Source organism: Vreelandella janggokensis (assembly GCF_031451615.1).
In the GTDB taxonomy this organism is placed as follows: domain Bacteria; phylum Pseudomonadota; class Gammaproteobacteria; order Pseudomonadales; family Halomonadaceae; genus Vreelandella; species Vreelandella janggokensis.
This window is the reverse complement of sequence record NZ_JARWAJ010000001.1, coordinates 282,818-295,816: the sequence shown is the minus strand read 5'-3', so window position 1 is coordinate 295,816 and position 12,999 is coordinate 282,818. Positions and strand designations below refer to the sequence as shown.

Annotated in this window: 11 protein-coding genes; 9 read left to right on the top strand and 2 right to left on the bottom strand. The window is 55.6% G+C overall.

Annotation, left to right across the window (positions count from 1 at the left end):
- Positions 1-48 precede the first annotated feature (48 nt).
- Positions 49-2,007, bottom strand: coding sequence for a ligand-gated channel protein (locus QC816_RS01390; protein WP_309780623.1), 1,959 nt, complete (start codon positions 2,005-2,007; stop codon positions 49-51).
- Positions 2,008-2,214: 207 nt separating this feature from the next.
- Here QC816_RS01390 and QC816_RS01385 point away from each other — a divergent pair, with 207 nt between their 5' ends.
- The 5 genes from QC816_RS01385 to QC816_RS01365 all read left to right on the top strand — a co-directional run bounded on the left by QC816_RS01385 (position 2,215) and on the right by QC816_RS01365 (position 8,230).
- Complete coding sequence (locus tag QC816_RS01385; RefSeq protein ID WP_264823567.1) at positions 2,215-3,129, top strand: LysR family transcriptional regulator; 915 nt, start codon at positions 2,215-2,217, stop codon at positions 3,127-3,129.
- Positions 3,130-3,204: 75 nt separating this feature from the next.
- Complete coding sequence (locus QC816_RS01380) at positions 3,205-4,083, top strand: AEC family transporter (protein ID WP_085917253.1); 879 nt, start codon at positions 3,205-3,207, stop codon at positions 4,081-4,083.
- Between the two features lie 87 nt (positions 4,084-4,170).
- The gene (locus QC816_RS01375) at positions 4,171-5,331 is read left to right on the top strand and encodes a PQQ-dependent sugar dehydrogenase (protein WP_199283879.1); all 1,161 of its coding nucleotides are present in this window, start codon (positions 4,171-4,173) and stop codon (positions 5,329-5,331) included.
- Between the two features lie 41 nt (positions 5,332-5,372).
- Positions 5,373-6,818 carry a sensor histidine kinase gene (locus tag QC816_RS01370; RefSeq protein WP_085917251.1) on the top strand — a complete coding sequence of 482 codons (1,446 nt, stop codon included), beginning with the start codon at positions 5,373-5,375 and terminating at the stop codon, positions 6,816-6,818.
- A gap of 5 nt (positions 6,819-6,823) precedes the next feature.
- Positions 6,824-8,230: a sigma-54-dependent transcriptional regulator gene (locus QC816_RS01365; RefSeq protein ID WP_309780622.1), complete on the top strand. Its 1,407-nt coding sequence runs from the start codon at positions 6,824-6,826 to the stop codon at positions 8,228-8,230.
- A 129-nt stretch (positions 8,231-8,359) separates the two neighbouring features.
- Here QC816_RS01365 and QC816_RS01360 read toward each other — a convergent pair whose 3' ends face one another.
- A complete protein-coding gene (locus tag QC816_RS01360; RefSeq protein WP_309780621.1) occupies positions 8,360-8,827 on the bottom strand; it encodes a hypothetical protein in 468 nt (155 codons plus the stop codon).
- A gap of 518 nt (positions 8,828-9,345) precedes the next feature.
- Between QC816_RS01360 and QC816_RS01355 the strand changes: the two genes are divergently transcribed.
- The 4 genes from QC816_RS01355 (at position 9,346) to QC816_RS01340 (ending at position 12,967) form a co-directional block, all read left to right on the top strand.
- On the top strand, positions 9,346-10,545 hold the full coding sequence (locus QC816_RS01355; RefSeq protein ID WP_085917248.1) for a quaternary amine ABC transporter ATP-binding protein: 1,200 nt from the start codon (positions 9,346-9,348) through the stop codon (positions 10,543-10,545).
- Positions 10,546-10,547: 2 nt separating this feature from the next.
- Positions 10,548-11,378, top strand: coding sequence for an ABC transporter permease (locus QC816_RS01350; RefSeq protein WP_199283882.1), 831 nt, complete (start codon positions 10,548-10,550; stop codon positions 11,376-11,378).
- A gap of 149 nt (positions 11,379-11,527) precedes the next feature.
- The gene (locus tag QC816_RS01345; RefSeq protein ID WP_309780620.1) at positions 11,528-12,400 is read left to right on the top strand and encodes a glycine betaine ABC transporter substrate-binding protein; all 873 of its coding nucleotides are present in this window, start codon (positions 11,528-11,530) and stop codon (positions 12,398-12,400) included.
- A gap of 144 nt (positions 12,401-12,544) precedes the next feature.
- Positions 12,545-12,967: a universal stress protein gene (locus QC816_RS01340; RefSeq protein WP_085917245.1), complete on the top strand. Its 423-nt coding sequence runs from the start codon at positions 12,545-12,547 to the stop codon at positions 12,965-12,967.
- The last annotated feature ends 32 nt before the right edge of the window (positions 12,968-12,999 follow it).

The window sequence follows — 12,999 nt, the reverse complement described above, 5'->3', positions numbered from 1 at the left end:
CTCCCCGCTTTGCTTATGGCGTTAGCACTGTGATTATCTCACCAAAGGTTAGAAGGCCACGTTCAACCCCAACCAAACCCGGCGACCGTCTTCGACGTAGCCGTACTCATCGTAGTCGATGTCTTCGTCGAACAGGTTGTAGATCCCGGCGTTCACCTTGGTATTGTCGGTCAGCTGGTAGCCGATCCCCGTGTCCACAAAGGTATAGGACGGGGCCACCGTTGCATCCTGCGACGGCCCGGTGTTGGGCTGGGTCTCCTCACCGCGATAAGTCACCTTCGTCCACTGGCTGAGCTTGCTGGAGACTTGCCAATCAAGCGTGGCCGATACCTGGTGGCTTGGAAGCTGGGTCAGCGGTTCGCCTTTATACTCGCCGCTTTTCTGCTCTGAGTCGGTATAGGTATAACTGCCAGTGAGTTCGAGCACCTCGCTTAGCGGCGCCGCCAGGCTTACTTCGACCCCCTGGGTCACCGCTTCATCGACGTTGACACGGTAAGTCGGGTCGCTGCCAAACTGGTTGGGTTCATCAGCACAGACCCCTTCCGGGCAGGCGATGCGGGTAATTTTATCTTCAAAGTCGTTATGGAACAGCGTCACGCTGCTGCTTAAACCAGCTGCAGATGCATAATGAAGCCCAATTTCTTTATTGAGCGAGGTCTCGGGTTCCAGATCCGGATTGCCGTAGACATCACCACCGCGGCTGACTTGCCCCCAGTCAGGGGTAATTTCACGCAGGTTGGGCGAGCGAAAGCCGGTGGAGACACCGCCTTTCAGGGTCCACTCCGGGGTCATGTTCCACACACTGTAGAGCCGTGGACTCAGGTGGCTGCCGTAGTTTTCATCGTCGTCCATGCGCAAGCCGCCGGTCAGCGCGACATCGTCGGTCAGCATCCACTCGTCTTCGACAAACAGCGCCCACTGACGTTGCTCAATCGTCGTACGGTCGGAAATCTGATTGGTGGTGCCATCGTCAAGCGACTCTTCTTCATAGCTCGCCCCCACCGTCAGCATATGCATGCCCAGCGGCACCACCGCACTGGTTTTCGCTGTGGTGTTGGTGATTTCGATATCTCGCGACGTATTTTCACTACGTTCACGCTGCACAAAGGTTTCACTGGTGCCCCACTCAAAACGCCCGTCATGGGTCAACGCTACGTGCTCATTGGTGTAATCGTTGAAGCTGTCTTCACAGCCACCGCGGCAGCCCTCCGACGGAGCTGAGTTGCCCATCAGTGAGGTGCGATCCTGCTCGGTGATGCCCGCCTCGGCAGTGACGTCATGGTTGTCACTCGCGGCCAGACTCAAACGCGCGGTGACGCTTTGCAGGTTTTTCTCCTCGTAGCCGTTAACGATATTGTCCTCGTCGCGTTGCGAGGTGCGCCCAAACAGTTGCAGGCCCAAACGGTCTTCGATCAGCGGCCCGCTCAGGTGGACGTTAGCCTGGCGGCTATCGCCGGAATCGTTATCTTCCTGTAGCACCGTGTCGAGCTGCACATTGCCGTGCCAGGCATCAGCCACCTTGCGGGTAATCACATTGATGACCCCGCCAATGGCATCGGAACCATACAGCGTCGACATCGGCCCACGAACCACTTCAATGCGCTCGATCGCTTGCAGTGGCGGCAGCCAGTCCTGCTCGAACCCGGCGCTGCCGTTGGGGCGAGACTCGCGTGAGTTCTGTGGACGGCCATCCACCAGGATCAATGTGTATTGCGCTGGCATGCCCCGCATGGTGATATCTTTTCCGTTATCGCCTGCCCCGCCGCCGGTCACGATCACCCCAGGTACATCGCGTAGGGCATCGGTGACGTCTTGATAGTGGCCGTCCTCCAGCTGTTCACGGCTTAACACACTGATAGAAGCTGGCGCATTAACGACCTGCTGTTCAAAACCTGACGCCGTAACGACCATATTCTCCAACGAATCGGCTTCCTGGGCGAGTAGTGGTGGTGTTACCAAACCGGCAATGGCGGTGGTCAGATAGGTTTTGTATAAATGTTTCGACATGCGGGGTCCCCAGTGGCGTGCTATGTAATCAATTAACCAAAAACAAAAACTAATAAGAACCATTAGCATCTGAATTCTTGCACAATTTAGCCCCTCTCGGGTTGGAACAGCATGTTCAAATAACCGCAACACAAATCACAATAATTTTTATTCTCTGTGAATGCTGGCACAATACGTCCGTTTCCCCCCGTTCCTGCGGTGTACCCCATGCATGATTTCGACGAACTAAAAGCCTTTGCAGAGGTAATGGAATCCGGCAGCCTAACGCGCAGCGCTCGCAAGTTGGGGTTGGCCAAATCCACCCTGAGCCGGCGTATCAGCCATCTGGAAGCGCGTCTGGAACAACCGCTGCTGCGTCGCCAGGCCAATCGGCTGCTGCCTACCGAGGCCGGGCTTGTCTTCCATCGCTATTGCCAGGACATGCTGAAACTGGCGGCAAGCAGCCATGAAGCACTGGCAGAGCTGCGTGAAGATATCAGCGGGACGGTCACCCTGGAGGTTCACAGCGCGCTGGCAAGAGGCTGGATGGGTCAGGCCCTGGAAACCTTCATGGCCCGCTACCCTAAAATCGAGCTAACGATGCGTACCCGGGAAGCACCGCCCAGTTCGCTCAATAGCCACTGTGTCCACGTCTGCCTCGGGCCAGTGCCGGAAAATGGCCTCCACCAGGAGCCCCTGGGTCGTCTGACACGAGGCCTCTATGCCAGTCCTTCGTACCTCAGCCAGCAACCATTGCTTGAACACCCTCGCGATCTCGCCGACCACCCCTGGATCGACCTGCTGAGCACGACTCCGGATGGCTTGCTGTTGCATCATGAAAGCCTCGGCAATTACCACTTTTATCCGCCCCGCTCACGTTTGCGGGTGGATATGACAGCACTTCACCTGGATGCCATCGCCCACGGCAAGGGGATCGGCCTGCTGCCTCACTGGCTGGCCGACAAACGCGAGGCCCACCATCCCGGTGAACTGACGCCCTGCCTGCCCAATTGGCAGCCAGCGCCGCTGCCTATCACGCTGCTCTACGCCTATGGCTACCAGCCCAGGCGCGTAAAGGCGCTGCTGGCATTTTTGCGCCAGACACTGCCCCGCCAATGGCAGCACAACGAGGCCGCGGCTTAGGTTTTGCTTTAACGACTTGCCAGTTAGTCCGCTACCTATTCACAATAGTCGGCCATTCATTGCCAAGGACGCGCCATGCTGGCGGAACTATTTGCGGTAATGGCCCCTGTGCTGGCGGGCGCTGGCCTGGGGTTTACCTGGGTACGACTGGGCCACCCCTATCCGGTCGATTTTGTGACCCGACTGGTTTTCAATATCGGGACCCCCTCGCTGGTGCTTGCATCGCTCGCCGGGGCGGAAATAGATGCCAGTACCTTTGGCCGCACCATGCTCTCAACCGCGCTGGTCATCATCTGCATGGCCGGGGCAACGTTTTTTGTCGCCAAATTATTGCGCCGCGACTGGCGTGTATTGTTGTCCCCCATGATGTACCCCAATACCGGCAACATGGGGCTACCGGTAGTGCTTTACGCCTTTGGCAGTGCCGGTTTTGTGTACGGTATTACCGTGATGGTCACGGTGTCCCTGTTTCAATTTACCGTGGGTACCATGCTGGCCAGCCGGGGGAATCCGCTTAAATCACTCGCCAAGACGCCAACGGTCTACGCGATCGCCATTGCCATGGCGCTATTGCTGACGGACTCCGAACTGCCGCTCTGGTTGGCGAACAGCGTGGATTTGATGTCGGGCTTTACCGTGCCGCTGATGCTGATCACCCTTGGCGTGTCACTGGCCAGCATTAAGGTCAAAAACCTACGTTCGGGCCTCGGTTTCAGTCTGGTCCGCATTCCGCTCGCCGCAACGGCAGCCTGGCTGATTGCCGACCTGATGGGGCTTCCCCCATTGGCCCAGGGGATTTTGGTGCTGCAAATGAGCATGCCGGTCGCGGTATTTAACTACCTGTTTGCCCAACGTTCTCAGCGTGAACCCGCCTATGTGGCAAGCCTGGTGTTTTGTTCCACCCTGCTGGCATTGATTTATCTCCCGCTGTTACTCATCTGGCTGATGCCGTGAGCTGAGGACGTCAACAGGGAACCTCTCGGCCCCAAAAGCGTCTCTGCTAAACGCGCCTAATATCTGCCACCTTTTGGGAGAGCCCCAATGCGCCGCTTATCTGCCTATGTATTCCGTCAGCGCTGGTTGACCGCTGTTCTTTTTGGGTTATTCGCCAGTGCCCCTGTCAGCGCCGCCGAAATGATTGAGGAACGCGTTGAGACTGACCAATTGGCTTTTTCGATCGAAAAGGTCGCCGGTGGTCTAGAAAACCCGTGGTCGGTAGCCGTACTCCCGGACGGTCGTTTTCTGGTCAGCGAGCGGTCGGGACAACTTAATGTCATTGATGCCGACGGTGGCGAACCACGTGCCCTCGATGGATTACCCGAGGTAAGCCAGCGCGGCCAGGGTGGCCTGCTGGATATTGCTCTGCATCCACAATTTGGCGATGACGATCACGATTGGATCTACTTCACCTGGAGCGAACCCGCAGAGGGCGGCAGTCGCAGCGCGCTTTCCCGTGTCAAGTGGCAAGGTGATCAGCTCGGTGATGTCGAACATCTGTTTGCTCAAGATCGCGCTTCCTCACCAGGGCGCCATTACGGCTCACGCATTGCCTGGCTGCCGGACGGCACCCTGCTGATGAGCATTGGCGATCGCGGTCAAGAGCCGACCCGTGCCCAGGCTGATGACGATCACGCAGGCTCTACACTGCGCCTGACCGACACCGGCGACGCACCCGACGACAACCCCTTTGTGGGCGATGCGTCCACGCTTGATGAAATTTACACCCAGGGCAACCGCAACATTCAAGGCATGGTGGTCCGACAGGATGGCGAGGCCTGGGCCACGGAACATGGTCCCAGAACCGGCGATGAGCTGAATCGTCTGATGGCGGGTGAAAACTACGGCTGGCCCGAGGTCAGCCGGGGCAATGACTATGCAACCAACGAACCGATCGGCGAAACATCCAAACCCGGTATGGTTGACCCGGTGTACGTATTTGAAGGCCGGTTTGCGCCGTCGGGGCTGGCAGAAGTCACCAGTCGTGCCTTTGGCGATTGGCAAGGCCAGCTATTGGCGGGCGGTCTGAGCAGTGAACAGCTGGTCAGGCTGCATATCGAAGATAATCAAGTCGCTAGCCACGAAATTATTCTTGATGGCGAGATTGGTCGCATCCGCGACGTGCATCAGGGGCCTGACGAGGCTATTTACCTGCTGACAGATGCCGCCAATGGTGGGCTTTATCGCTTACGCCCCGCCGACTAACGGCCAATCACCTATTGACGTTTCATAACCCCGGTTAACGCATGCGTTTACGAAATCTGATCATTCTGACCGTCATCGTCCCGCTATTCATTGTCTTAGTGGTATTCAGCCTGGTGGCGATCAAATCCATGGAAGATAACGTTCGCTCAAAGCTGCAGAATGAAGTCGACATGATCACCCATGCGCTAAGTACAACGCTTGGCTACGCCGTTGCCCGGGAAAGTGACGCGTCGCTTGAGGAAGCCCTGGAGGCCGCTTTCTCTTTTCATCGCATCTACGGGGCCTATGTGTTCGATACCGATGGACGGGAAGTCTACGGCCTGGGGCTCGGCCGCGAGTTGTTTAGCCGCGAGGAGATCCAGCAGGTGATCGCGGACGACGAACTTTACGGTGACTACCGACAGTTTGAAGGCTGGACCTACTACTCGGCCCTCAAGCCGCTGCGCACACCCGATGGTGAGATAAGTGGCGTACTGCAGGTCAACCGTTTAAATACCGGCATCGAAAACTATACCGGGTTTCTCAGCATCGTGGCCGGTCTGGTCTTTGTGTTCGGTGCCGCGGGCATTGTGCTGAGTATCTGGTGGGGTTTTCGTCAGTATATCGAACGGCCCTTGAATCGTTTGCTGATGGTCATGCAGCGCGTCGAGGAAGGTGACCGTAGTCAGCGCGCCAACATTGAAGGGCCAGCGGAATACCGACGGCTGGCGTCAGGGCTTAACGGCATGCTGGATGCCATGGCCGAGAAAGATCACGACATCGAAGATCGACAACAGCGCGAAATCGAGCTCGAAAAACGACTGCGTAAATCGAAGAAACTTGCCGAGTTGGGCGTCCTGGCGGCAGGCGTTGCTCATGAAATCGGCGCACCACTGACCGTGATCAACGGTCAGGCCCAGCGGCTGGCTCGGCGTGACGTCATCGGCGACGACGAGCGTGCCCGGTTGAGCCGTATTCGTGGCGAGGTGGAGCGGATCGTCGAGATTGTCCGTCAGTTGATGGAACTGGGCCGCCAGCATAACGTTGAAAAAGACCAACAGCCCCTCGACGAATTGATGCACAATGCCAGCGCCCTCGTGGAAGACGAACTGGAGCCGCGCGGGGTGCATCTGGAAACCCACCTGCCCCGCCCAACGCCCACATTGCTGGCCAACGGGCAGCAAATTATTCAGGTAATTACCAACCTGTTGCGCAATGCGGCCCAGGCCAAAGGCGTTCGCCACATCCGTGTCCGTGCCGAGCAGCAGCAACACGAACTTCATTTATGGGTTGAGGATGACGGCCCTGGTATCCCCACCTCACACCATCAGCAAGTATTTGATCCTTTCTTTACCACTAAACCCGTTGGCCAGGGCAGTGGGTTAGGCCTTTCGATGGTACACCGAATTATCAATGACCATGGCGGCACAATCGGCGTATTCAACAGCCCCTTAGGCGGCGCCGGTTTTGAAATCACGCTGCCTCTTTACGACACCACACCTGCATGAGGGCCATGTCTGTGAAGCATCCGGAACATTTTTTACCTTTGTTGGTAGTGGAAGATGACAGCGCCATACGCGAGCTGCTGGAAGAAGAGCTACAGGACGCGGGTTACACTACCCACGGCGTTTCCAGCGCCGAGGATGCCCTCGCCCTGCTAAGCCATACGGCCGTATCCCTGATTATTACCGATGTCCGCCTGCCCGGTATGAGCGGCATTCAATTGCTTCAACAGCTACGTCACCAGGGCAGTGAGCTGGGCATTATTGTGATTACGGCCTTTGGAACTATCGATCAGGCCGTTGAAGCGCTCAAGCTCGGGGCCGACGATTTCCTGACCAAGCCGCTGGATCTTGACGCCATACGTGAATCGGTATTTCGCGTGCTGGAACGCCAGCGCCTGGCGGTGTCCCACGCCACTGATACTAGCCATTTTCATGGCATTGTGGGCCAAAGCGACGCGATGCGGGCGCTTTTTAATGATGCCTCACGCTTGGCAAAAAGCGATGCCCCCATCCTACTGCTCGGAGAAAGCGGCACCGGCAAGGAACTTTTGGCCCAGGCGATTCACCAGGAAAGCTGGCGTCACGATGCGCCTTTTGTGGCGGTCAATTGCGCCAGCATTCCCGCTGAACTGATGGAAAGTGAGTTTTTTGGTCACGTTAAAGGGGCCTTTACCGGTGCCAACGAGGCGCGACAGGGCCTGTTTCACAGTGCTCAGGGAGGCAGTCTCTTCCTGGATGAAATCGGTGAAATGCCGATCAATCTCCAGGCAAAACTGCTCCGCGCGCTGCAGGAAAAAACCGTCCGCCCCGTTGGCGGCGAGCGCGAAGAACCGGTCGATGTACGGATCATTGCCGCCACACACCGGCATCTGGAAAAGGAAATCGAGCAGGCCAACTTTCGAAGCGATCTATTCTACCGGTTGGAAACCTTCTCGTTACGCATTCCCCCTCTGCGGGAACGTGGTCCCGACATTGAACATCTGGTATTCACGCTGATCGACAAGCATGCCGATGCGCAGCAAAAACAGATTGAGCAAATCGAACCCAATGCGCTCCATTGCCTGCTCCACTACCCTTACCCAGGTAACGTACGCGAGCTTGAAAATGCGATTATGCGCGCCGTTACGCTCAGTGAAGATGGCACGCTACACCATCAGCATCTGCCTGAACGACTGCGCGAACACATCTCTCAGGATGCAGCCCAGACGACCGCGACGGTTACCGGTGAAGTGCTACCCACACCCAGAATGCCAACGGCAACAGCGGCTCCCTGGCCCAGCCTGGAAGAAGTGGAGAAGCGTTATATCCGAAAGGTATTGGAAGCGACAGGCGGCAACAAACGGCGCACCGCAGAAGTACTGGGCATCGCCCGCCGCACGCTTTACCGTCGCCTGGAAGATAGCGAAGAGTCATGAATAACAACAGACAGCTAAAAAAAACCCCCGCGGGCGCGGGGGCTGAAAGGATGATAAACCGTGAAGACAACCGCAGGGAACAAACAGTTGGACGGTTTACCATCGTAGGGACTTGATAACTAAACTGGTTTACTGACTGCTGCTATCCTCTTCCTCGCTATCCGCGTTTTCTGACTGATCGCCACCGTTACTATCATCGCTGGCCGAGTCATTTGCTGACAGATCGCTTGCATCCTCGCCGTCACCTGGCATGGGATCCGTCCCATCGCCAAAGCCTGGCTCTTCAGTGGCGTCACCTGCCAATGGCTCGCCTTCTTGTGCGGGCTCAGTGCCAGCGGATTCGCCTTCCATTCCCGATTCACCTTGCATGCTTGCTTCGCTTTCCATCGCCGGATCATTTTCCTGCTCAGAAACGAATTGATCATCTTGGGTGGAAGCTCCGTCGGCTGCTTCGCTACTCTGCTGATCCTGGGTTGTTTCCTCTGGCACTGCTGTGCCATCTGCCTCTTCTTCCTGACCGCAGCCTGCCAGTAACACGCCGCTCAAAAGCAAAGCTGTCAGGACACTTGACTGGCCATTAAAACGATAGAATTTCACGCGCTTACTCCATTCCAGCTTGGGACGTTACTGCCTTGTGACGTCGACGTCGGCATTGAGCAACAAGTTCACAGACAGCGATGTTCAATCTGCACCTGTGCCGGCTGCTTACTGCTCATGCGTTTACGTTGCGTTTAATTAAACGTTTACCACTCGTTTAGTTTTTGAATAATGTCTAGATTGATCAGGTTTAGAGAATGAATTACAGATTTTATGCCAAGATTACCCTATAAAAACAAAATATATAAAAATCAATTACTTAATATTTAAAATGATATATTTTTCCAGTCTGATTAATCGCTGAGCGGTGGGTAAAAAATGACACATGAGACACTATGCAGCCGCTCAAGACGAGGCGTTGTGACACACCCAAAGCACTTATGTATAATAATTGGTAATCCTTTAGTACTTCATCCCCTATTTCTACTTATGGGTGAGGGTGTTCGCTGGCCTTATGGGTCATTTTTTGTGCCCAAACAGGCATCAACACCTAGCCCAATTAACAAAAGGCATCGCCGATGGACGAGACACGAAACGTCAAAATTCAGGTGCGAGGCGTAAGCAAGGTCTTTGGTAAAAACCCAAAAAGCGCGCTTAAGCTTCGCGATCAGGGTTTAAAACGCCCTGAAATTCTTGAAAAGACAGGCCAAACACTGGGGCTTTCCGACATCTCTTTCGATGTTTATGAAGGCGAGCTACTGGTCATCATGGGGCTTTCAGGGTCGGGCAAATCCACCCTGATTCGCTGCCTTAACCGGCTCATCGACACCAGCGAAGGGGACATTGTCATCGACGATGAACACATCCCTACGCTGAGCGAGAAAGCGTTGCTTGAGTGCCGTCGTCGGCACTTTTCAATGGTGTTCCAGAATTTCGCCCTCTTTCCCCACAAAACGGTGTTGCAAAACGCTCAGTTTGGCTTGGAAATTCGCGGCATCGCGCCCGCTGAACGCGATCAAAAGGCGCGCGAGTCACTCACCCAGGTAGGCCTGGATGGTTGGGAAGATGCGTATCCCAACCAGCTATCCGGCGGTATGCAGCAGCGGGTTGGTCTTGCCCGGGCCCTGGCAAACGATGCCAGCGTCCTGTTGATGGACGAAGCTTTCTCGGCGTTGGACCCCTTGATTCGTAAGGATATGCAGCAGGAACTCCTGCAGTTGCAGTCCAGAATGCAAAAAACCACCGTCTTCATTACTCACGACCTGGACGAAGCGCTGAATATCGGCGACCGCATCGTGCTGCTGAAGGACGGTGAAGTTGTGCAGATCGGTACTCCTGAAGACATCCTGACCAAGCCGGCCGACGACTATGTGCGCCGCTTTATCGAGGGTGTAGATCGCTCGCGCATCCTGACGGCCGAGAGTGCCATGCGCCCGGTGCGCACGACCGCCCGGGAAAGCGATGGACCTCGCACCGCATTACACCGCATGCGTGAAAACAGCGTCGACTCGATTTACGTGACCGACAGGGACCGTAAACTGCTCGGGCTTCTGGAAGCCGAGGAGGCAAGCCGCGCTATCGAGGCAGGTGCCGATACCATTACCGATTACTTGACCCAGGACTTTCGAAAAGTCACCACTGACGAACCGCTTCATAACCTGTTCGCCATGTTCAACGACAAGAGCTTCCCAATCGCCGTCATAGACGAACAGCAACGGCTGCTCGGCGTCGTGGTGAAAGGGGCAGTACTCGATGAACTCGCTCGGGCAGGAGAATAATCATGGATATTCCAAGCATTCCGTTAGGTTACTGGATTGAAAGCAGCCTGACCTGGCTGACCAGCGAATACTCGCTGATCACACGCGCTATTTCTCGCGTTACGCAAACCGGTATCGGCGGCCTCAATGATGGTCTTATGTGGCTCCCACCATGGGCATTACTGGCCATTATCGCGCTGCTGTGCTGGAAAGCCGCATCACCTCGCCTCGCCATCGGCGCGGCCGCTGGGATGGCCTTGATATGGAACCTTGGCCTCTGGGATCCAATGATCGAAACCTTGACGCTGGTGGTGATTGCCACGCTGGTGGCCGTGGTCATGGCGATTCCGGTTGGCATTGCCGCCGCGCTATCCCAACGCCTGTACCGCGTCATCATGCCAATCCTCGATTTCATGCAGACCATGCCGGCGTTTGTTTACTTGATTCCGGCCATCCCGTTTTTCGGGATCGGTTCAGTCTCGGCCATCTTTGCTACCGTGATTTTCTCGATGCCACCAGCGATTCGCTTCACCACCCTCGGTATTCGCCAGGTGCCAGTGGAGCTGATTGAGGCCGCCGACGCCTACGGGGCAACTCGCAGCCAGAAGCTTTTCAAAGTACAGCTACCGTTGTCACTTCCAACCGTCATGGCGGGTATTAACCAAACGATCATGCTGGCGCTCTCCATGGTGGTCATTGCCGCCATGATCGGTGCGGACGGTTTGGGCAGCGAAGTATGGCGTGCCATCCAACGTCTTCGTCCGGGTGACGGCTTTGAAGCCGGTATTGCGGTTGTTATTCTCGCCATGGTGCTTGATCGCTTGACCCAATCGTTCAGTAAGGCGCGCCGTTAAAAGCGCCTACTGGCCTTTTACGACACCGGCGTTAAGCTGGTAGGACTTGCACAGCATGGGATACATGCCCATGCTGTGAGTGATACGAAGTAACCACGACGTTGTCTGAGGTAGCTAATTACTACCTCTCCATCTAAGGGAGCAAGTGAATGAAAACTCGTATGTTGAATCGCCGTATCCGTCTCGCCTCTTTGGCACTCATCTCAGGCGCTGGCCTTGCCGCTGGTGGCATGGTTCAGGCTCAGGATAAAGGCACTATCAACCTGGCTTATGTCGAGTGGTCGTCTGAAGTCGCGTCAACCAACGTGGTACGCGCTGTACTTGAGCAAGAAGGCTACGACGTCGAGATGACATCTCTCTCGGCGGCTGCCATGTTCCAGGCACTGTCTACCGGGGATGCCGACGCTATTGTGGCTGCCTGGTTGCCTTCGACCCATGAGAACTATATGGAACGCGTTGGCGACAACGTTGAAGACCTCGGTCAAAACCTGAATGGCACCAAGCTGGGCCTGGTGGTTCCTGAGTACACCGATGTCGATTCCATCGCTGAACTGAACGACAACGCCGATGACTTTAACGGCGAGATTATCGGTATTGATCCTGGTGCGGGCCTGATGTCCCTCACCGAAGAGGTTGTGGATACCTATGATCTTGATCTTCAATTGCGCAGCGGCAGCGGCGCCACCATGACCGCCGCACTCTCAAGCGCTATTGAAAACGAGGAAGACATCGTCGTTACAGGCTGGACACCGCACTGGATGTTCGCCCGCTTTGACGTGAAATACCTGGAAGACCCGGAAAACGTCTATGGTGGCGCCGAGCAGATTCACACTGTCGTGCGCGATGGCCTGAAAGACGACATGCCGGAAGCCTATGCCATTCTCGATGCTTTCGAGTGGACACCTGAACAGATGGGCGAGGTCATGCTCATGAACCAGGAAGAAGACAGCAACCCATACGAAAATGCCAAACAGTGGGTTGAAGATAACCAGGACGTAGTAGAGGAATGGATTAACAACTAATCCCCTGCCTGGTAGATAGAAGAGATGAACTGGTGCGTACCTTGCGCACCAGTTCAGTTGTTTACATCTCGTCTAAACCATAGCGATGACCGGCATATATTTGACTAATGTTGATCATTACAAAAGTATAGTGAGGAGATTGACGTGTTTAAGAACATTATGGTGCCCGTGGATCTTGCCCACCTGGAAACGCTGGAGCCCGCTTTAAGCGTTGTCGCGGACATGGCCAAACAGTATGACGCGAAAATTACCTACGTCGGCGTTACGGCCAACACCCCTACCAGCATCGCCCGCACACCCCAAGAGTACGAACAAAAGCTGGACGCCTTCGCTCAGGACCGTCATAAGGTTCATGGGCAGCCCGTCAGCATCAAGGTCTATAGCTCGACCGACCCGGTTGCCAATGTTGACGACTTGTTGGTGAAAGCGATCGATGAAACGGGCGCGGATCTGGTCATGATGGCGACCCATTTGCCACGCCATCTGGATATTGTCATGCCCTCTCATGGCGGCAAGGTAGCCACACACACCGACGCCTCCGTCTTCCTGCTTCGCCCGAGCAAATAAAGCGACGTATTGTTGTAAATAAATAAGGGAGC